The 19,638-nt window shown below is 30.3% G+C and carries 19 protein-coding genes; 11 read left to right on the forward strand and 8 right to left on the reverse strand.

What is annotated here, in order from left to right; genetic code table 11:
• The first annotated feature begins 1 nt into the window (after nt 1).
• The 7 genes from NYQ10_RS04780 (at nt 2) to NYQ10_RS04810 (ending at nt 8,054) form a co-directional block, all read left to right on the forward strand.
• Nucleotides 2-1,249 carry a lipopolysaccharide biosynthesis protein gene (locus tag NYQ10_RS04780; RefSeq protein ID WP_289879124.1) on the forward strand — a complete coding sequence of 416 codons (1,248 nt, stop codon included), beginning with the start codon at nt 2-4 and terminating at the stop codon, nt 1,247-1,249.
• Entirely contained in the window at nt 1,242-2,231 is a 990-nt protein-coding gene (locus NYQ10_RS04785) for a glycosyltransferase family 2 protein (protein WP_289879125.1), read from the forward strand. Before NYQ10_RS04780 ends, NYQ10_RS04785 begins: the two co-directional genes overlap by 8 nt.
• On the forward strand, nt 2,228-3,544 hold the full coding sequence (locus tag NYQ10_RS04790; RefSeq protein ID WP_289879126.1) for a hypothetical protein: 1,317 nt from the start codon (nt 2,228-2,230) through the stop codon (nt 3,542-3,544). Before NYQ10_RS04785 ends, NYQ10_RS04790 begins: the two co-directional genes overlap by 4 nt.
• Complete coding sequence (locus NYQ10_RS04795) at nt 3,522-4,670, forward strand: glycosyltransferase (RefSeq protein ID WP_289879127.1); 1,149 nt, start codon at nt 3,522-3,524, stop codon at nt 4,668-4,670. The genes NYQ10_RS04790 and NYQ10_RS04795 overlap by 23 nt, the downstream gene beginning before the upstream one ends.
• A gap of 232 nt (nt 4,671-4,902) precedes the next feature.
• Nucleotides 4,903-5,901 (forward strand): O-antigen ligase family protein, encoded by a 999-nt coding sequence (locus NYQ10_RS04800; protein WP_289879128.1) that lies wholly within the window; start codon nt 4,903-4,905, stop codon nt 5,899-5,901.
• Nucleotides 5,882-7,000, forward strand: a complete 1,119-nt coding sequence (locus tag NYQ10_RS04805) for a glycosyltransferase (protein WP_289879129.1) — start codon at nt 5,882-5,884, stop codon at nt 6,998-7,000. Before NYQ10_RS04800 ends, NYQ10_RS04805 begins: the two co-directional genes overlap by 20 nt.
• A gap of 70 nt (nt 7,001-7,070) precedes the next feature.
• Nucleotides 7,071-8,054, forward strand: a complete 984-nt coding sequence (locus NYQ10_RS04810; RefSeq protein WP_289879130.1) for a UDP-glucuronic acid decarboxylase family protein — start codon at nt 7,071-7,073, stop codon at nt 8,052-8,054.
• A 52-nt stretch (nt 8,055-8,106) separates the two neighbouring features.
• Here NYQ10_RS04810 and NYQ10_RS04815 read toward each other — a convergent pair whose 3' ends face one another.
• The 4 genes from NYQ10_RS04815 to NYQ10_RS04830 form a co-directional block, all read right to left on the reverse strand.
• A complete protein-coding gene (locus tag NYQ10_RS04815; RefSeq protein WP_289879131.1) occupies nt 8,107-9,294 on the reverse strand; it encodes a glycosyltransferase family 4 protein in 1,188 nt (395 codons plus the stop codon).
• Entirely contained in the window at nt 9,294-10,379 is a 1,086-nt protein-coding gene (gene wecB / locus NYQ10_RS04820) for a non-hydrolyzing UDP-N-acetylglucosamine 2-epimerase (protein ID WP_289879132.1), read from the reverse strand. The genes NYQ10_RS04815 and wecB overlap by 1 nt, the downstream gene beginning before the upstream one ends.
• 163 nt (nt 10,380-10,542) lie before the next feature.
• Nucleotides 10,543-11,085 carry an ORF6N domain-containing protein gene (locus tag NYQ10_RS04825; RefSeq protein ID WP_289879133.1) on the reverse strand — a complete coding sequence of 181 codons (543 nt, stop codon included), beginning with the start codon at nt 11,083-11,085 and terminating at the stop codon, nt 10,543-10,545.
• 40 nt (nt 11,086-11,125) lie between these two features.
• Nucleotides 11,126-12,436 (reverse strand): phenylacetate--CoA ligase family protein, encoded by a 1,311-nt coding sequence (locus NYQ10_RS04830; RefSeq protein WP_289879134.1) that lies wholly within the window; start codon nt 12,434-12,436, stop codon nt 11,126-11,128.
• Between the two features lie 135 nt (nt 12,437-12,571).
• Here NYQ10_RS04830 and purD point away from each other — a divergent pair, with 135 nt between their 5' ends.
• On the forward strand, nt 12,572-13,846 hold the full coding sequence (purD, locus tag NYQ10_RS04835; RefSeq protein WP_289879135.1) for a phosphoribosylamine--glycine ligase: 1,275 nt from the start codon (nt 12,572-12,574) through the stop codon (nt 13,844-13,846).
• A gap of 42 nt (nt 13,847-13,888) precedes the next feature.
• Here purD and NYQ10_RS04840 read toward each other — a convergent pair whose 3' ends face one another.
• Complete coding sequence (locus tag NYQ10_RS04840; RefSeq protein WP_229353602.1) at nt 13,889-14,119, reverse strand: DUF6341 family protein; 231 nt, start codon at nt 14,117-14,119, stop codon at nt 13,889-13,891.
• 140 nt (nt 14,120-14,259) lie between these two features.
• Between NYQ10_RS04840 and NYQ10_RS04845 the strand changes: the two genes are divergently transcribed.
• Complete coding sequence (locus NYQ10_RS04845) at nt 14,260-15,189, forward strand: DUF6427 family protein (protein WP_289879136.1); 930 nt, start codon at nt 14,260-14,262, stop codon at nt 15,187-15,189.
• On the opposite strand, the gene upp is transcribed toward NYQ10_RS04845, so the two are convergent.
• A complete protein-coding gene (gene upp / locus NYQ10_RS04850; protein ID WP_289879137.1) occupies nt 15,184-15,837 on the reverse strand; it encodes a uracil phosphoribosyltransferase in 654 nt (217 codons plus the stop codon). The two genes, NYQ10_RS04845 and upp, sit on opposite strands and share 6 nt — an antisense overlap.
• Nucleotides 15,838-15,948: 111 nt before the next feature.
• Here upp and NYQ10_RS04855 point away from each other — a divergent pair, with 111 nt between their 5' ends.
• Both NYQ10_RS04855 and NYQ10_RS04860 read left to right on the forward strand, forming a co-directional pair.
• The gene (locus tag NYQ10_RS04855; RefSeq protein ID WP_289879138.1) at nt 15,949-16,554 is read left to right on the forward strand and encodes a DUF4254 domain-containing protein; all 606 of its coding nucleotides are present in this window, start codon (nt 15,949-15,951) and stop codon (nt 16,552-16,554) included.
• Nucleotides 16,555-16,594: 40 nt separating this feature from the next.
• Nucleotides 16,595-17,617, forward strand: a complete 1,023-nt coding sequence (locus NYQ10_RS04860; RefSeq protein WP_289879139.1) for a glycosyltransferase family 9 protein — start codon at nt 16,595-16,597, stop codon at nt 17,615-17,617.
• A 204-nt stretch (nt 17,618-17,821) separates the two neighbouring features.
• Here the strand turns inward: NYQ10_RS04860 and NYQ10_RS04865 are convergent, their stop codons facing one another.
• Nucleotides 17,822-18,256 (reverse strand): hypothetical protein, encoded by a 435-nt coding sequence (locus NYQ10_RS04865; protein ID WP_289879140.1) that lies wholly within the window; start codon nt 18,254-18,256, stop codon nt 17,822-17,824.
• A gap of 234 nt (nt 18,257-18,490) precedes the next feature.
• Nucleotides 18,491-19,543 (reverse strand): ferredoxin--NADP reductase, encoded by a 1,053-nt coding sequence (locus tag NYQ10_RS04870; protein WP_289879141.1) that lies wholly within the window; start codon nt 19,541-19,543, stop codon nt 18,491-18,493.
• Between the last annotated feature and the right edge of the window lie 95 nt (nt 19,544-19,638).

Here is a 19,638-nt window from a genome sequence, read left to right on the forward strand (position 1 = left end):
AATGAATTTAAAAAAAATTGAATTTAAAGAAATTCGAAATTATCTAATTTTCGGATCAGGTCAGTTTGTTAATTTATTAGCTCCATTACTTGTAGCTCCTTATGTAATATCGGTTTGCGGAATTGAACAATGGGGAAAAATCGGCGCTGCAACATCTGTTTTTATAATATTGGAAATATTTATAGATTTTGGTTCTAAACTTTTGGGAGTAAAAGAAATAAGTTCTAATAAAGAAAACAAAAATCGTGTTTCAGACTATCTTAGTATAACGTATGCTTTCCGTTTAATTGCGCTATTATTTATTCTTTTCTGCCTCATTTTAATTTTAATTTTGGTTCCGAATTTAGATTTCAAATTATATTTTTTGGGATCTTGTTTGTTGATATCGCAGTTTTTTAATCCGATTTGGTTTTATATTGGTGTTGAAAATTTTAAAAGAATTAATCGCATAATAATCTTTTCTAAAGCAATTTATGTTCTTTCGGTTTATTTCATTGTAAATCAGAAATCAGATTATGTATATGTGGTTTTTTTATTGGGAATAGCCAACATAGTTGTTTATTCGTATTATTACCTAAAGATATATAAAGAGTATAATATGTCTTTATTAACGGTTTCTAAAAGCAAATTGATTGAAAGCGTAAAAAGAGAATATCCAATTGTTGTTTCTAATTTATCTATAGCCGTTTACACAAATTTCCCGATTCTGATTATAAAATATGTTCTGGGAGATTTTTATGCCGGAATTTACAAAGTTGGAGATATGTTTTTAAGCGTTTTAAGAAGTTATCTGACAGTATTTTTCAACGTAAGTTTTCCTAAATTTTGCAGTATTTATTTTGAAAATAAAAGGGAAGCAATCTTGCATTTGAAGAAGATAAACATAGTCAATATCCTGTTTTTATCTTTGATAGTCGTTACTTTATATTTCGTGTCGTTTTTCTTTTTAAATGAGTTTGGTTTAGATAAAAAATTAACGAATTCACTTTTATTTTGTAAAGACTTTTTATTTGTTTCTTTGATTGTGGCATTAAATATACCATTCTATCAAATGTTGCTGTTGAAAAATCACCAAAACAAAATTGCCCAAATATCATTTTTTGGATCAATTTTAATGTTTATAAGCTGTTATTTTCTATCCAAAAATTTCAATTTGCAAGGAAGTATAATTTCAATATATATTGTCGAAATATTTATAACTACATCTATTATTATCTCAAGTTTATCGCTTTTTAAAAAGAATGATTAAGAAAACAGATTTTACCGATACTTTAAATACGACTTCTTTAGATCGTAAGGTTTATATCGTGATTCTAAATCATAAAGGATCTCGGGATACGATAGAATGTCTCGAAAGTATTTTAGAATTAAATTATCTTAATTATCAAGTTGTAGTTGTAGACAATAGCGAAATAGATGCGCCATTTCAAACATTATTAAATTGGGCGACATTGAATAAAATAAAATTTGATCAAACAATTGAAAAGGAATTAGATCTTACCATTGCCAAAAGTCAGATTGTATTTGTAAAAGCCGAAAAAAACAAAGGATTTGCTGCCGGAAATAATATTGCGCTGAATGCTATTTTAAAGATCAAAGAGTTTGATTCTTACATTTGGATATTGAATAATGATACTGTTGTAGATAAAGAATCATTAAAAGCTCAGATTTCGTATTTAGAAATGCATCAAAATTCTAAAATAGGAATTCTAGGAAGTAAGCTAGTATATTATTATAAAAAAGATACTTTACAAGCTATTGGAGGTAAGTTTAGTGAAAAATTTTACATCTCAAGCCATATTGGAGAAGGAGAATCAATTAATAAATCAAAATCTGAATTTGAGCAAATTGATTATGTAATTGGAGCATCAATGTTTGTAACCTATCCGTTTTTAGCAGAAGTTGGTATTTTGTGCGAAGATTTTTTTCTTTTTTATGAAGAATTAGATTGGGCATATAGAGCCAAACAGAAAGGCTGGAGTTTAGATTCGTGTTTAGAATCTGTGGTTTTTCATAAAGAAGGCGCAACTATTGGATCTTCATACAATTCAAAACAAAAATCTTTTTTTTCTGAAATAAATGTGTTTAAAAGCAGAAAGATTTTTGTTCAAAAATATTATAAACTCGGATTCAGATTTTATGTATCGAGCTTATTATTGATTTTAAATAGAATTAGAAAAGGGAAACTTAAACTCGGATTAGAATTGTTAAAGATTACTTTTTACAAATGAAAATTAAGATAAAAACATTAGTATTTTTTGTGGTGCTTTTAATGGCATTATATCAAGATTTTCCGTTGGTAAATGTCTTTGGAGAAATCGCGCGTTCGCCCATTATATTCTTAACACTTCCGATGTTAATTTATATTTTGATGCATCAGAAATTGATACTTTCAAAATACACCAGATATTTCATGTACTATATCTTTTATGTATTTATAATATCATTAATATTTATTCCGATTGTGTATTATTTGAATGGTTCGTTTGTAATAATGAAAGAAAACATTCTAATAAAAGCTATAAAACTATTTGTATATCCGGTTTCAATATTGATTTTTTATCAGTTTGTATATATGCTCTTTAGCTCTGGAAAAAACAGTTTTAATTATTTTTTTAATGCATTAATTAGTCTGCAAGTTCTGTTTGCCATTTACTTATTTTTTGAAGTGATTTTTTTAAAGAAAGAAACCATTTTTGCCGCGTTCTTGCATTCAGATAATTTAAAATATTACCGAGTTCGATTATTAACTCTCGAAGAAAGCTGGATTGGAACCGTATTAACAATCTTTATTTTCATTCCCATTTTTCTGGCAAATTATTTAGAAAAACCAAAAAAAATAAAAGAGAGAATTTATCTTTTATCAGCCTTTATATTTCTTTATTATACTTTTTTTAGCGAGTCAAAAGGATACCTTTTGTTAATAGTTGTTTCTGTTTTACCAATGACAATTCAATATATGTACAGTCACAATAAACTGAGAATGGTTTTATTAATTGGCTCTCCCATATTTTTAGTAATTGCCATATTTGTAGTTGTTATTTTGCAGCAAAATATTGATGAACAACTTCATACAAGCATAACTTTTGGTACGCGATTTACATCATATTTAGCCTCATTAAAAGTTTTTATAACGCATCCTTTTGGAATTGGCTGGAGCGGTTTTATTTATTATTATCCAGAAGCGATTAGAGATATAATAAATACATCTTGGGTAAGTACATTAAATTTGCAGGAAATCAAAGGATATTTGACAACAACAAAAGCATTGTCTACAAAAACCGATTTTTTTGATAATTTGATGTATGGCGGATTTGGCTTTATTGTTTTCTTCTATAACTTCTTTGTGAAAAGATATTTTTTCTTTTCTAAATTTCGTAATTCAAATTTCTTTTTTATTAAAGTTCCTTTATTATTTTGCATCTTGGCAGGAGTAATTTATATTACTTTTTATATAAAGTATGAAGTATGGTTTTTAATGGCCTTTTTAGATGTTTTACAAAGTCAAATAACAAAAGAAAATGAACATACTTATAGTAACTAGTTTCTTTCCGTATCCACCTCATTTTGGCGGAGCTTTTGATGTTTTAGAACGTATAAAAGGAATAAAATCTTTAGGACACGAAATTGATTTAGTCTGCACTTGCAAAGAATTTCCAGAACAAAAAAATATAGATTTTATGAAACAATTTATAAATGAACTTACAATTGTTTCCAGAAAAAATAAAATCACCGATTTATTCTCTTCAAAACCGCTTCAAGTAGTTTCTAGAATCGCCCTTAAAAAAGTATCACTAACAAAGAATTATGATCTGACAATTTTAGAATCTGAAAGTGTTGGAATTATACTTGAAAACAAAAGTTTTAAAACAGCCAAAACAATAGTTAGAGTTCATAATAATGAATCAGATTATTTTTTTCAATTAGCCAAAAGTGCAAAAAAACAAACAGACAAATTGTATTATTATCTTGAAGGAATAAAATACAAAACCTATTCTAAAACAATTTTTGAAAAAGCAGATAGACTTTGGTTTATTTCTAACGAAGAAATAAATAACAATAGTTTTAAGCCATTTGTCAATAAATCCACCTATTTGCCAGCATCTGTAAACGATGCTTTTGCAGAACAAGAATTATCTAGTAAAACAGTGCTTTTTATTGGCGCTTTATTTATGCCAAATAATGTAGAAGCAATAATGTGGTATTTGCAAAACGTTCATTCATTATTGGTTGCAGAAAAAAATTATAAGCTAATAATTGTTGGAAGTACAGGCGACAAAGAACCCAAAATATTTGAAGATAAATTTAAGTCATTTTCAAACGTTGAGGTTCGATTAAATCAAAGCGATTTGAGCAATTGTTATTCAGAATCAACCATTTTTATTAATCCGATGCTGCATGGAGCTGGCGTAAAGTTAAAAACCATAAACGCCATCCAAAACGGCTTAATTTTAATTTCTTCTAAAGTTGGAGCAGAAGGAATAGGATTGATAAAAGAAGAAATGTATTTTGAGGCGAATACATCAGAAGATTTTTCAAAATCAATAATTAAAGTCTTTAATATGAATGTTGACGAGAAACAAAAAATGGTAAGAAATGCCCAAAATCTTTTAATACAAAATAATTATTTATCTATTTTGAAAAATGAAATTCAGGATGAAAATAAATAAAATAGACTTATACAATTACACAACAATACTTTTAGGATCTTTTCCAATTCTTGGACTAAAGAAAAGTGTTCTCGCAATCATTATATGGGCGGTTTTTTCTCTAATAATAATGGTTTCTGAAAAAAGTTATAAAGCGATTCAGAAAAAGGACAGAATAAATCTCTTCGTTTTAACAAGCTATTATTTGGCTTTCATAATTAGTTTTTTCTTTATTGAAGATAAAAAACTCGCAATGAGATTTTTAGAAAAGAATATTGCTTTTCTAATTTTTCCAGTATTTATGATTGTAAATAAGCGTTTTTTTTATGAAAACACATTAAGAAGAACGATTACAGTTTTCATCATTTCAAACATACTTTTAGCATCCTATATTTGGATCGTAATTTTGTCGAAAGGATATTTAACCGTAATGAAATCAGATACTTATTATAATCCAATTATCAGGAATTTTTTTAGTGACATATCCGAAATTCATTTACCTTATTTAGGAATGTTATTTGTGTTTTCAAGCCTTGCGCTTTTAGATGATATTTTCAATAGTGCCAAAAAAATCGCATATAGGAATGTTTTGAGATGTTTGGGAATTGCGTTATTAATTTTTTCAGTTATTAGTTTTGCAGCAAGATTAGCTCTAATTCTGTTTATTGTATTATCACTTTTTTTACTTTTCAAAAAAGCTTCAAACGTTTGGATAAAAATAGGTTTTATAGTTTCTATACTTGCAATACTTTTTTTAGTTTTTACAATTCCGTCTTCAAAGAAAAGAATAGATGAAATTTGGAATGCCAAACTGGAACTGCCCAATAGCACTCAGAAATCTGAAGAAGTTAATTTTAGATACGGAATCTACAATTGCGTAAGTATAATTTTAAAAGAAAATTGGATAATAGGCGTAGGTCCAGGAAATGTTCAAAAAAAACTAGATAACTGTTACTCAGGCTATAGTTATAAAAATTACGATGATTATTCAAAAATAGAATATAATTCTCACAACCAGTATCTAGATATATGGCTTAAATATGGTATATTTGGCTTGATTCTATTTTTTGTTTTTTTGCTTTGGGGCATTAAAAAAATAAATATACTTTACGGTATTTTTCTATGTATAATTATGACAGCAATGTTAACAGAAAATATATTTGACAGACAAGTTGGTGTTGTCTTCTTTACCCTTTTTAACACACTTTTTTTAATTAACCGAAAAGATCATTTTGAAAAAAGCATTAATTAGCGATTGGTATTATGTAAATGGAGGTGCTGAAAAAGTGATTCATTCAATAAATTCAATTTGGAATGATTTTGATCATTTTGCCCTTATTGATTTTTTGAATGATGAAGATCGAAAGTTTATTTTAAACGGAAAAAAAGCAAAAACAAGCTTTATTCAAAAACTGCCAACGGTTAAAAAAAATCATCGAAAATTTCTTCAATTATTTCCAATTGCAATAGAACAATTTGATTTAAAAGATTTTGACTTAATAATAAGTTCTTCCTCTGCCGTTGCAAAAGGAATCAGAACCACCGAAAGCCAGCTTCATATTTGTTATTGCCACTCTCCAATGCGTTACGCTTGGGATTTAAGAGAGCAATATTTAAAAGACGCTGGATTGACCAAAGGTCTAAAAGGATTGTATGCAAAATCGGTTTTAGATAAAATGCAAAAGTGGGATTTATCTAATTCAGAAAATGTCGATTATTTTATTGCCAATTCTAAACACATTGCCCAGAGAATTAAAAAAAGCTATAATAAAGAATCGGTTGTAATTTATCCTCCGGTCGATGTTGATTTTTTTACTTTGGAAGAAACAAAAGAAGATTATTATTTGACAGCTTCTAGAATGGTTCCGTACAAAAAAACGCAATTAATCGTTGAAGCTTTTAATGCATTGCCTCACCTAAAATTGATTGTTGCCGGTGAAGGACCTGAACTTGAAAAACTTCAAAAAATAGCCAAAAAGAATATTGAATTTGTTGGTTTCGTTGAGAATAAAAAACTGCGAAGCTTAATGCAAAAAGCAAAAGGTTTTGTTTTTGCGGCAGAAGAAGATTTTGGAATTATTCCTGTCGAAGCACAAGCTTGTGGAACTCCAGTTATTGCCTTAAAGAAAGGCGGAACTCTTGAAACGGTTGTAGAAAATGAAACAGGAATTTTCTTTGAAGAACAATCGGTTGAAAAAATAAAAGAAGCAATACTTTATTTTCAAACCAAAACTTTCGATCCAAAAGTGATTCGCAAACATGCGGTTAAATTTTCAAAAGAACGATTTGAAAAAGAAATTAAGGAATTTGTTGAAACTAAGTTTAAAGCGCATAAACGCACTTTGAAATAAAGACAAAGTTAGAATATATCAGAAAAATAGTTTTCAAATCAACTAAATTTGCGTTGACTAAACAATTATCATGAAAAGAATACTTATTACCGGAGCAGCAGGTTTTTTAGGATCACATTTATGTGACAGATTTATCAAAGAAGGATATTTTGTTATCGGGATGGATAATTTGATTACAGGAGATCTTAAAAATATTGAACATTTGTTCAAACTGGAAAATTTTGAATTCTATCATCATGATATTACCAAGTTTGTTCATGTTCCGGGAGATTTAGATTATATCTTGCATTTTGCTTCGCCTGCAAGTCCTATTGATTATTTGAAAATTCCGATTCAAACCTTAAAAGTAGGATCTTTAGGAACGCACAATTTATTAGGATTGGCGAGAGTTAAAAAAGCACGAATTTTAATTGCTTCAACTTCTGAAGTTTATGGAGATCCGTTAGTGCATCCACAAACTGAAGAATACTACGGAAACGTAAATACAATTGGTCCGCGTGGCGTTTACGACGAAGCAAAACGTTTTCAGGAATCTATAACAATGGCATATCATACTTTTCACGGAGTAGAAACCAGAATCGTGCGTATTTTTAATACCTACGGACCAAGAATGCGATTAAACGACGGACGTGTAATTCCTGCTTTTATCGGACAGGCTTTGCGCGGAGAAGATTTAACGATTTTTGGAGACGGAATGCAAACACGTTCTTTCTGTTACGTAGACGATCAGGTCGAAGGTATTTTCAGATTATTGCATTCTGATTATGTTTATCCAGTAAATATTGGAAATCCAGACGAAATCACCATTAAAGATTTTGCAGAAGAAATCATAAAATTGACAGGAACAAATCAGAAAGTGGTTTATCATCCTTTACCAATAAACGATCCGTTGCAACGTCAGCCAGACACAACAAAAGCAAAAGAATTATTAGGTTGGGAAGCCAAAGTAAATCGCGCAGAGGGAATGAAGATTACGTACGAATATTTCAAATCATTGTCTGCAGAAGAACTTGCGAAAGAAGAACACAAAGATTTTTCGAGTTATATAAAATAAAAAAAGGGGAAATGCTTAACATTTCCCCTTTTTTTATTTAAATCAAATTGATTCAAAAAGCATCATGGTCAATTAAATCTTTCATTTGTTTATCGAGATTAAAGTTCTGTTTTGCATGAATAAAAATCGTTTTTTTCATAGCTTGAATTTCATTTTTATCTATTTCTGAAATTTGTTTTAAAGCAACATTTAAACCTTTAAAATCTTCAACAGGAACAACCCAACCCAGATTATTTTCTTCTACAATATTTTCGCCTTCGCCTCCGCCAAAATACAAAACAGGAAAACCTAAAGCGCTGTATTCGAATATTTTTGAAGGAACAGAACCGTAAATTCTTGTTTTTAAAGGAACAAGAGCGATATCCAAAGTCATTAATTTTTCATGCAGAATATTACGTTCTAACATTCCATGAAAAATAATTTTCTGCATCGGATTCTGATTCATATAATCGACAATTTGAGCTTTCTCTGCGCCATCGCCAAAAATATGTAATTCGACATTTAAATGTTCTAAATCTAATTTTTGAATAAGTTCAAAAACACCTTGCGCAACGCCCAATAATCCTGCGTAAAACAATTTTATTGGTTCGTTAGAATTTTCATTTTCATGGATATTATTTTCCACAAAATGATCGGGATAATTGCGATATAAAAAGCATTTCTTTTCTGGAAAAATAGAATGGATATGAGCTATAATTTCATTGGATTGACCGAAAATATGCGTTGCTTTTTTGTAAATGAAACGTTCTATAAAAAGTAGCATTTTATGCGAAATACTGTTTTTCTTTAAAACGCGAAGTTCAATTGCTGCAGTAGGCCAAAGATCTGAAACATTCAAAATTATTTTTTTTCGTTTAATCCAAAGTGCAAAAACAGCTGTAAAAGACAATAATAGAGGCGGAGATTGCACAATTACTTTTTTAGGTGTTTTGGCAAATAGTAAGTAGAAAAATAAAATAGTTGAGAAAGAAAACGTTGAAACAATTCTTTTAAAAATATTAGAACTGTTGCTCGGATAAATCCAAAGTCGTTTTAAAGTAATATTTTGAATTTTTTCGGTAACAGAAAATCGACCTTTATATTCTGGAAAAATCTCTCCTTTCGGATAATTTGGCAGCGGAGAAATCACCGAAACATTATATCCGTTTTGATTTAACTTCAGCGCCAATTGCTCAATTCTATTTGCAGCAGCACCTTTTTCTGGCGGATAATAATTGGATATAATTAAAATGTCGTTCATTATTTATCCAATAAAATTGAAACAATTCTTTCCGATGCTTTTCCATCCCATAATTCTGGAATACCACTTTTTTTGGCGCCATTTTGCAAAAATGAACCAAAAACTTTTTTCAGATTTTCAAAAGAAGTTCCCACAATTGTGTTCGTTCCAATAGATTCTGTTTCAGGTCTTTCCGTGTTATCACGCATTGTAAAACATGGAATTCCGAGAACAGTTGTTTCTTCAGAAATTCCGCCGCTATCAGTAATAACCGCAAAACTATTTTTGATTAAATACATGAAATTCAGATAACCTTGAGGCGAAACAAAAACGATGTTTTTAAATTCAATTTTACTTTCGCTTAAAATTGCCTGCGTTCTCGGATGAATAGGGAAAATTATTTTTTTGTCATTGACTAAAGAATCAATTCCGTGAAGTAAATCGATAAGAGATGAAACTTCATCAACATTTGCCGGACGATGTAAGGTTAAAATGATATAATTTTTTTCTTTTAATTGATGTTCGTTCCAAAAAACTGGCGCCGAACTTCTATTGATATTTTGATATAAAGTATCAATCATAACGTTGCCCACAAAATGTACATTTTCAGGATCAGAACCTAATTTCAGTAAATTTTCTGAAGCCGATGTTGAGGTTGTAAAAAAGTAATCTGTAATACTGTCCGTCAGCATTCGGTTGATTTCTTCGGGCATTGTTAAATCTCCAGAGCGAATTCCAGCTTCAACATGTGCTACTTTTGTATGGCATTTTTTAGCCACAATTGAGCATGCCATTGTTGAGTTAACGTCGCCAACAACCAAAACCAAATCACTTGGATTTTGAAGTAATTCTTTTTCAAAAGCAATCATAATTGCCGCAGTTTGTTTGGCTTGTGAACCACTTTTTACTTCCAAATTTACATTTGGATGCGGAATATTTAATTCCTCAAAAAAAGTATCACTTAAGTTTTTATCATAATGCTGACCGGTGTGAACCAAACGAAATGAAACATCTAAACCTTCATTTTGCTTGCTTTTGATAGCATTAATAATCGGTGCTATTTTTATAAAGTTTGGTCTTGCACCTGCAATTATGGTAATTTTCATAAATTCTTTCTAAAAACTTTCTTTGGCAAAAGTAAAGTTTAAATTGGAATCTCGATAAATTGGAAGATTTAGTTATGTTTAAAATTCAAATTTTGAAAAGTATATAAAATTAATCTTATTCAAATTGGAGGTCACAATTTGTGACCTTAAAAATGTAGAAATATTATTTTTTATAACCAATCTTTACTCTTTCAGCTTCGTTTTCTTTTTTCTCAGTCAATTCATCTAAATAAGAAAAAACTAATTCAATATTCTTATCATGATTCTCTAACTTCTTTTGTCCCGAGGCTTCGGGATGAAGTATATCAACTTTAATTTCAGTTGTGTCCAAAAACATTTGCCTAACTTTTGTGAAAATCCTCATAATTTGAATATTGGTTTGGATTGCTTTGTCGCTTTTTAGCACGCTTGAAAGCATTAAAATTCCATGTTCTGTAAAGACATAAGGAAGATATTTTAAGTTTGAACCTCTACCATTCTTCAAGGTCACAATTTGTGACCTTGAAGAATCATATTCCACTTTAGTAAGTTCAAACATAAAATCATCGGGAAATCTTGATAAATTTCTTTTAACAGCTTGCTTTAATACTTTGGTCTCTATCCCATAAAGTAATGCCAAATCGCCATCAAGCATCACTTTCTGACCGCGGATAAAATATATTTTATTAGAAATTGTTTCTTCAGAAAGTAGAGATATATCGTCCATAAGTTTTAATTAAAAAACAAATGTAAGATTTTATTTATACTTATAAATAAGATTGAAACTGTTTTAATTTCCCACTATTGCTTCTTTCTAAAACAGATTTTCGGGTAAAAGTGAAGTTTAAATTAGGTTCCAGATATAAATCAATGGCTCCTTTTATTTTTTGAATTTGTTCTGAAACCAATTCTTTTTCAGCTACATATTCAATTTCAAAAGCATCTATTTTAGTTTGTTTGATAATGAATTCTTTTACATTTCCATCGTCTTCAATTATGCTTTTGGTTACATAATAGAAAGTCAAACCTGGCGATTTTTTTCCGCTTGGAAGAATTGCTACGTCATTGGTTCTTCCAATTAATTTTTTTAGAATCGGTTTTTGCGGAGTGCTTTTTTTATCTAGAATTCCAATATCGCCAATTTCATATCTTATAAAAGGATGAGCTTTGTTGAAAAGAGAAGTAATCACAATTTTTCCTTCTTCCCCGTAAGGGAGAACATTATTATTTTCATCTAAAATTTCTACAAAAAGCGTTTCAGAATTTATTTGCCATTCGCCTTCAAGATTTTCAAAAGCAATTAAATCCAATTCGGAAGCACCGTATTCACGGATAATTGGAATTCCGAATTGTTTTTCCAGCAGTTTTTTATCCGAATCAAAAAGCATTTCTGAAGTAACAAAACACGCTTTTAAAGTCGGACAAATTTCGTTCAAAACGATATTTTTATTTTCTAAATATTTGGCAAAGAAAACGATAGAACTTGTATAACCGTTGATGTAATCGAATTTTTTCGTTTTGAATTTCTGTAGAAATTTTTCTAGAATTTCATCTGATAAATCAAAAACCGGAAAACGAAAACGATGCGTCAAAAAATCTTTGAAACGTTCTTTTTTGTATCCAATAAAATCTAAAGGAATGCCATAAAAACGTGCTTGAAAAGAATGGTTAAAATCAATTCTAAACCATCCAAAACGCATAATAATCGAAGACCAAGTTAAAGCGTGAGCATATTTATCTTTCGCAAAAACAAACGGAGTTCCGCTCGATCCAGAGGTTTTGTTGAGGTAAATGTTTTTTTGGGAATATCCTTTTGAAAGTCTTTCTTCAAGTGGTTTTTGTAGATTCTGTTTGTTTAAAATTGGTAAATCTTCCCAATTTTTGAAAGTCGTATTTCCGACTAATTCTTTATAAAAATTGTTGTTTTTCAAATGAAAATCGACAATTTCGTTCTTTTTATTTTCAAGAAATGAATTGTATTCTTCTTCTGAAAAATGAACAATTTTATTCAATTCGGCTTTGGCTTTCTTTATCGGAAAACCATTTAATTGGAGCGAAAGATCAAAAAGACGAATCATTTTTCAGGATAATTTTCCTCAAAAATAATGTTTACGAATTACTAACAGTATAGAACCAACAATTTTTTGAAGATTAAATTATTTTTTACGTACAAAAGCAAGTATTTTTGCACCACAACTAAATACAACAACACCATGACAATTTTATTATTGGGATCAGGCGGAAGAGAGCATGCATTTGCATGGAAAATGACTCAGAGTCCGCTTTGCGAAAAACTTTTTGTAGTACCTGGAAATGCAGGAACCGCTGCAATTGCTGAAAACGTGGCAATATCTGCGACAGATTTTGAAGCTGTAAAAGCTTTAGTACTTAAAGAAAATATAAGTTTAGTAGTCGTAGGACCTGAAGATCCATTGGTAAAAGGTATTTACGATTATTTCAAAAACGACGAAAGTTTAAAACATATTCCAGTTATCGGTCCATCTAAATTAGGTGCTCAATTAGAAGGAAGTAAAGAATTTGCCAAAGAATTCTTGATGAAACACAATATTCCAACGGCGGCTTACGATAGTTTTACTGCAGAAACAGTTGAAAAAGGTTGTGATTTCTTAGAAACATTACAGCCTCCATACGTTTTAAAAGCAGACGGATTGGCAGCAGGAAAAGGAGTTTTGATTATTCAGGATCTTGAAGAAGCAAAAACAGAATTACGTAATATGTTGGTTCACGCTAAATTTGGAACAGCAAGTGCAAAAGTTGTTATCGAAGAATTTTTGGACGGAATCGAATTAAGCTGTTTCGTTTTAACAGACGGGAAAAACTATAAAATTCTTCCAACAGCAAAAGATTACAAAAGAATTGGCGAAGGCGATACAGGTTTAAATACAGGCGGAATGGGAGCCGTTTCTCCAGTTCCTTATGTTGATGCTGTTTTAATGGAAAAAATTGAAACTCGTATTGTAAAACCAACAATCGAAGGTTTTCAAAAAGACGGAATCGAATATAAAGGTTTTGTTTTTATTGGTTTAATAAATGTGAAAAACGAACCAATCGTTATTGAATATAACGTAAGAATGGGAGATCCTGAAACTGAAGTTGTGGTTCCGAGATTAAAATCAGATTTAGTTGAATTGTTTTTGTCTGTTGCAGATCAAAAATTAGGCGATTTTAATTTAGAAGTTGATCCAAGAAGTGCTACAACGGTTATGTTAGTTTCTGGCGGATATCCTGAAGATTTTGAAAAAGGAAAAGTAATTTCAGGATTAGAAAATATTGAAGAATCTATAGTTTTTCACGCAGGGACAAAATTAGATAACGGAAATGTCGTTACTAATGGAGGACGTGTAATTGCTATTACTTCTTACGGAGATAATTTCCAAGAAGCCATAAAAAAATCTTACCAAAACATAGATAAACTAAGCTTTGATAAGATGTATTTTAGAAAAGATATCGGCTTCGATCTAATTTAAAAATAAAATTTGCCAGCCCTTTTTAATTAAAGGGTTTGGTTTTTATTTTAAAAATGAATGAGCTGTTGTATCTTGGTTTTCAGTTCCAGCGTCATCAAAAATGCGTAATTGTTTAATCCAGTAAACGATTGCAGCAGAGCAGATGATCATAAAAATCCAGTTAATAGTGTTTGCACCAAACCATGTAATTAATTCCAAACGACGTAAAAAGTCAAGAGGAGCAAACAAAATGTTAACGAATAAGTATTGAATTCCTTCGAAAAAAGCTTTCATAATTTAAAAAATTATATGTTATTTATTGTTGTGTAATGCTTTGAAGATAAAATTCGGCTTACCAAATCTTTTTTCTACTTGTTAGGTTTTCCTTTTAAACAAGTATTATCTTTACAACCACAAAAGTATAAAATATCCTTATGATAACAAGTGTTTTTAAAAAATCTACGCCATTAAATTATTCGTTGGTTGTAATTTTGATACTGGTTTTCTTTTTTATGTTCCAAATTAAAGATCCTTCTTGGGTTAGTTCTTATTTTTTGGCATTTCAAAAAGTGAGTTTATTATGCTTTATTTTGGCTTCTTTTTTTATGATTAATTTTATCGTAAAAAAGAACGGACTCAGTAAAGACAATGGTTACGCGATACTTTTCTATTTATTATTTCTATTATTTTTTCCAACGATATTTAATAATCCAAATGTTATTTATGCCAATTTCTTTATTTTATTGGCTCTTCGAAGATTGGTTTCGTTACAATCTTTAAAAGCTTCAAAAGAAAAAATATTTGATGCGGCATTTTGGGTTTTTGTAGCTTCTTTATTTCAATTTTGGAGTATTTTGTTCTTGATATTGGTTTATATATCCATTATTTTTCACGTTTCACGCGATTATAGAAACTGGGTTTTGCCATTTATCGCATTTTTAGCGGTGGCAATTTTGTTTTATATGACTTCCTTAATTTTTAATATTGATGTCGTAGCTTTTTTTAACGAAAGAGCTGTAATCGATTTTAAGATTGATTATTTTAAAAATAATTACGAAAACGCGGCACTTTCAATATACACAGCTGTTGCTTTGTTTTTTGTTACTTCTATGCTGATGACTTTATCAAATAGACCACAGATTGTTCATTCATCATACAAAAAAGTGGTAGCATATTTTTTTATCGCTGTCTTGGTTTTCATTATTTCGCCAAACAAAAGCAATGATTTATTGTTATTTAGCATTGCGCCTTTAACTATTATGGCGGCAAGTCATGTAGAATATATGCAGCAAAAATTGAATAACGAAATTGTATATTATGTACTGATAGTGTGCGGTTTGTTTACTTTTTTCTCACAATTATAATTTACTTCCGTAAGCGAGATCGCCAGCGTCGCCAAGTCCAGGAACAATGTAATTTTTCTCATTTAGTTTTTCATCCAAAGAAGCAACCCACAAATGGCAATTTTCTGGAAGATTTTCTTCTAGATGCGCAATTCCTTCTGGAGCAGCAATAACAACAACAATATGAAATTCTGTTGGAGTAGCATTTTCAATCAGTTTTTTATGAACGGCAACGATAGATTGTCCAGTTGCCAACATCGGATCTAGAAGTAAAACAGTTTTATTGTTTAAGTTTGAAATGGCTTGATATTCAACTAAAATTTCAAACTCATCATCATTATTCGGGTGAAATCTGCAAGCAGAAACAAAGCTGTTTTCGGCATGATCAAAATAATTTAAAAACCCGTTATGAAGTGGTAAACCAGCTCTCAAAATCGGACATAAAACTAAATCGGTTTCAATTTGAGTTGTTTTTTTAATGCCAAGCGGAGTTTGGATTTCAACCTCTTTATAAGGCAAAATTTTACTTAACTCGTAAGCCATAATTTCTCCAATGCGTTCGATATTTCTGCGAAAACGCATACTGTCATTCTGGACATTTACATTTCTAATTTGACCTAAAAAATGATTAAGAACGCTATTATTTTCAGAGATATAGTGAATTTTCATGATGAAATATTAATTTATTAACGAATAAAGATTAGAAAACGAAAAATAATTGCTTTTTTTCGCAGCATAAAAGTATAAAAAGTATCTTTGTAACTCTAAAAAAATAAATACATGTTTTCAAAATTAGCATATTCTGTTTTCGAGCAAAGCATCAAAGATTATCATCAATTTGATAATGTTGACCAGCCGATCAATAATCCTTATCCAAAAGATAAGTTCGAGCATTTGTTATATCTAAAAAATTGGATTGATACCGTTCAATGGCATTTTGAAGATATTATTCGTGATCCGCAAATTGATCCAGTTGCAGCTTTAACTTTAAAAAGAAGAATTGATGCATCAAATCAGGAACGTACTGATATGGTGGAATATATCGATAGTTACTTTTTGCAAAAATACAGCGATATTAAAGCTAAAGACGGAGCAAAAATCAATTCTGAAAGTCCAGCTTGGGCATTTGACAGATTGTCTATTTTGGCTTTAAAAATTTATCATATGCACGAAGAAGCTACACGCGCTGAAGCTTCTCAAGAACATAGAGATAAATGTCAAGAAAAATTAAATATTCTTTTAGAGCAAAGAACAGATTTATCTACAGCAATTGAAGAATTATTGACAGATATCGAAAGCGGAGAAAAATTCATGAAAGTGTACAAACAAATGAAAATGTACAACGACGATGATTTGAACCCAGTTTTGTATCAAAATAAAAAATAATTTGGCAGACTTGTCTAGCAAAATTAAGCATATAGCCGTCATGAGACTATCCGCAATGGGAGATGTCGCCATGACGGTTCCTGTTTTACGCGCTTTTGTAAAACAATATCCGACAGTGAAATTGACCGTTATTTCTCGTCCATTTTTCAAACCTTTTTTTGATGGAATTCCAAATTTGGAGTTTTTTGCTTTCGATGAAAAAGAAAGACACAAAGGATTTCCTGGGCTTTTGCGATTATTTAAAGACTTGAAAAAACTAAAAATTGATGCTTTTGCAGATCTTCATAATGTTTTACGTTCTAAAGTTGTGAGTTTACTTTTCGCTTTAAGCGGAAAAAAAAGAGCAACCGTTGATAAAGGCCGTGAAGGAAAAAAAGAATTAACGAGAGCTGAAAAGAAGATTTTCAAACAATTGCCAACAATGTTCGAAAGACATACAAAAGTGTTTGAACAACTTGGTTTTCCTTTAGATTTATCCTCCCGAAGCGTCGGGACAACTTTTCCTGAAAAAGCAGTTTTAAGTGCTGATATTCTTAAAATTATCGGAAATGAAAATTCAAAATTAATTGGAATTGCACCTTTTGCTCAATACGATTCAAAGGTTTATCCTTTGGATTTAATGAAAGAAGTAATTGCCAAATTGGCTGAGAATTCTTCATACAAAATTTTACTTTTTGGCGGAGGAAAAAAAGAAATCGAAATTTTAGATTCAATTTTAGAGCCATTTGAAAACGTGATTAATATGGCTGGGAAAATTAAGTTTCAGCAGGAATTACAATTAATTAGTAATCTAGATGTCATGCTTTCTATGGATTCTGGAAATGCACATATTGCAGCAATGCTTGGAGTAAAAGTAATTACGCTATGGGGCGCAACGCATCCGTACGCAGGATTTTTACCTTTTAATCAAACGCTAGAAAACGCATTGACTTCAGACAGAAATCAATATCCAAAACTTCCAACTTCGGTTTATGGAAATAAAGTTGTGGAAGGTTATGAAGATGCGATGAGAACTATTTTGCCACAACAGGTTTTTGACAAAGTTGTAGAACAGCTTTCATAAAAGATTAAAGAGCTAAAAGAATAGTTTTTTAAGCTTCGGAGAAGCGAAATATTTATAGCAAAGAATAACATTTACAATATTAAAGCTCCAGCGGAGCGACATATTTTTTATAATATATGCCGCTCCGCTGGAGCTTTTTTCCTTTTTTTTATTGTGATTCTATAAATATTTTACCCCGCTGGGGTTATTTCCCGATAATAAACTTTAGGCAATATTGCTTCTTAACTCATATTTTTCATCAGAATCAAGAATAGAATATCCTATTGTTTTTTTTCTTTTTTTGTTAACTATAATCGTAACAAAGTTGTTTTTGTCTTCGGTTGATAATAGAATATGTTCAAACTTTTCTGTTGAATCTCTGTAAATCTTGTAAACTAAGTCGTTGTCTTTGATTTTTTTAGATAAAACTTTAGCTGATTTAAGTCTACTTACATAAGGCCAGATATTAAAAACATTAGAATCTGTGTTTTCTACTTCTACCATTTTATCGGTTAAAGTCGAATTGTATTTTTCTTTTTCGAGCAATTTAGGGCCTTTTCTGTTTTTCATTTTTATAATAACCGCCAGAACGCATAGCGAAGCAGTTACAACAAGCATAATAAATAGATATAAATGAAAATGTTGTACGTGAGCTGTCATGATATTTAATGTTTAAATGTTTGACAAATTTGATTTAGCTCTACAAACCGAAGATTTTGCGATTGCCATAATTTCACCTCTAATATAATAAAAAATAAGCAAATTTTTGGCTTAATTTTGTTTTTATTGCAATGACAACTTTAATAAAAAAAATTTCTCTTAATTATAAAAAAAAATTCCAAACTCCAATTGAAAGCTTGGAATTTGGAATTTTTAATATTGGAATTTAACAGACTAAACGTCGTCGTAATCAACATAAATAGTTTCGGATGTTGGATGCGCCTGACAAGTTAAAATTAAACCTTCGGCAATCTCGCTATCTGTTAAAATTGAGTTTTTAGTCATTTCTGCACTTCCTGCAGTTACACGTCCTAAACAGCTGCTGCAGATTCCGCCTTGGCAAGAATAAGGAGCGTCAACACCTTGTTTTAGAGCAGCATCAAGAATAGTCTGTTTTTTAGACATTTCAAAAGTAGTTTCTTCATCATCAACCAAAACCGTAATTTTTGTGTGTCCTTCTTGAGAACCTTGAATTGCGTGTTCTTCAGTAGAAGAAGTAAAAAGCTCAAACTTAATGGCTGATTCTTTTACATTTTTCTCTTTTAAAACATCAGAAACGGTATTAATCATTTCTTCTGGTCCGCACAAGAAGAATTTATCAAACTGAAGTTCTTTGTGTTTGTTATTCAAAACAAAATTTACAGTCGATTTTTCAATTCTTCCAAATAAAGCATTTTCAGCTTTTGCCTGGCTAAATACGTAATGAACAAAAAATCTGCCTACGTATTGCAATTGTAAATCGTGAAGTTCTTGATGAAAAATTGTGTTTTCAGGAGTTTTATTTCCGTAAACTAGTACAAATGAACTTTTTGGTTCGTGTTTTAAAACCGATTTTATGATAGAAAGAACAGGCGTGATTCCGCTTCCTGCAACAAAGGCTGCATAGTTTTTTTGTCTTTCTGCATCTGGTTCAAAAGTAAATTTACCTTCTGGTTGACCTACTTCAAGAACATCACCTGCTTTAAGTCTTGTATTGGCAAACTGAGAAAAAAGACCATTTTTTACCGCTTTAACAGCAATTCTTAATTCGCCGCTATCTGGAGCAGAGCAAATAGAATAAGCGCGTCTAATTTCTTGGTTATCAAGTGTTAGTTTTAAATTTATATATTGACCAGCTATAAATTTATAGTCAGGTTTTAGTTCTTCTGGAACATTAAAAAGTACAGAAACAGCCTCTGCAGTTTCGCGTTTAACCTCTTTAATTATAAGTTTTAAGAATGAAGGCATGATAGAATTTTTATGCAAAAGTAGCAAACCACTATTAAAAGTTTAGCACTAAATTATTTTTTTTAACTTTTTTTGTAACGTTTTCCTACATTTGA

Source organism: Flavobacterium johnsoniae (genome assembly GCF_030388325.1).
In the GTDB taxonomy this organism is placed as follows: Bacteria; Bacteroidota; Bacteroidia; order Flavobacteriales; family Flavobacteriaceae; genus Flavobacterium; species Flavobacterium johnsoniae_C.

What these genes read in the sequence shown, in the direction of transcription:
- NYQ10_RS04800 (WP_289879128.1), top strand. Translation starts at nt 4,903, where the DNA reads ATGAGATTTTTAGAAAAGAATATTGCTTTTCTAATTTTTCCAGTATTT.
- NYQ10_RS04870 (WP_289879141.1), bottom strand. Translation starts at nt 19,543, where the DNA reads ATGCCTTCATTCTTAAAACTTATAATTAAAGAGGTTAAACGCGAAACT.
- NYQ10_RS04855 (WP_289879138.1), top strand. Translation starts at nt 15,949, where the DNA reads ATGTTTTCAAAATTAGCATATTCTGTTTTCGAGCAAAGCATCAAAGAT.
- upp (WP_289879137.1), bottom strand. Translation starts at nt 15,837, where the DNA reads ATGAAAATTCACTATATCTCTGAAAATAATAGCGTTCTTAATCATTTT.
- NYQ10_RS04860 (WP_289879139.1), top strand. Translation starts at nt 16,595, where the DNA reads ATGAGACTATCCGCAATGGGAGATGTCGCCATGACGGTTCCTGTTTTA.
- NYQ10_RS04845 (WP_289879136.1), top strand. Translation starts at nt 14,260, where the DNA reads ATGATAACAAGTGTTTTTAAAAAATCTACGCCATTAAATTATTCGTTG.
- NYQ10_RS04795 (WP_289879127.1), top strand. Translation starts at nt 3,522, where the DNA reads ATGAACATACTTATAGTAACTAGTTTCTTTCCGTATCCACCTCATTTT.
- NYQ10_RS04785 (WP_289879125.1), top strand. Translation starts at nt 1,242, where the DNA reads ATGATTAAGAAAACAGATTTTACCGATACTTTAAATACGACTTCTTTA.
- wecB (WP_289879132.1), bottom strand. Translation starts at nt 10,379, where the DNA reads ATGAAAATTACCATAATTGCAGGTGCAAGACCAAACTTTATAAAAATA.
- NYQ10_RS04865 (WP_289879140.1), bottom strand. Translation starts at nt 18,256, where the DNA reads ATGACAGCTCACGTACAACATTTTCATTTATATCTATTTATTATGCTT.
- purD (WP_289879135.1), top strand. Translation starts at nt 12,572, where the DNA reads ATGACAATTTTATTATTGGGATCAGGCGGAAGAGAGCATGCATTTGCA.
- NYQ10_RS04825 (WP_289879133.1), bottom strand. Translation starts at nt 11,085, where the DNA reads ATGGACGATATATCTCTACTTTCTGAAGAAACAATTTCTAATAAAATA.
- NYQ10_RS04780 (WP_289879124.1), top strand. Translation starts at nt 2, where the DNA reads ATGAATTTAAAAAAAATTGAATTTAAAGAAATTCGAAATTATCTAATT.
- NYQ10_RS04810 (WP_289879130.1), top strand. Translation starts at nt 7,071, where the DNA reads ATGAAAAGAATACTTATTACCGGAGCAGCAGGTTTTTTAGGATCACAT.
- NYQ10_RS04790 (WP_289879126.1), top strand. Translation starts at nt 2,228, where the DNA reads ATGAAAATTAAGATAAAAACATTAGTATTTTTTGTGGTGCTTTTAATG.
- NYQ10_RS04840 (WP_229353602.1), bottom strand. Translation starts at nt 14,119, where the DNA reads ATGAAAGCTTTTTTCGAAGGAATTCAATACTTATTCGTTAACATTTTG.
- NYQ10_RS04830 (WP_289879134.1), bottom strand. Translation starts at nt 12,436, where the DNA reads ATGATTCGTCTTTTTGATCTTTCGCTCCAATTAAATGGTTTTCCGATA.
- NYQ10_RS04815 (WP_289879131.1), bottom strand. Translation starts at nt 9,294, where the DNA reads ATGAACGACATTTTAATTATATCCAATTATTATCCGCCAGAAAAAGGT.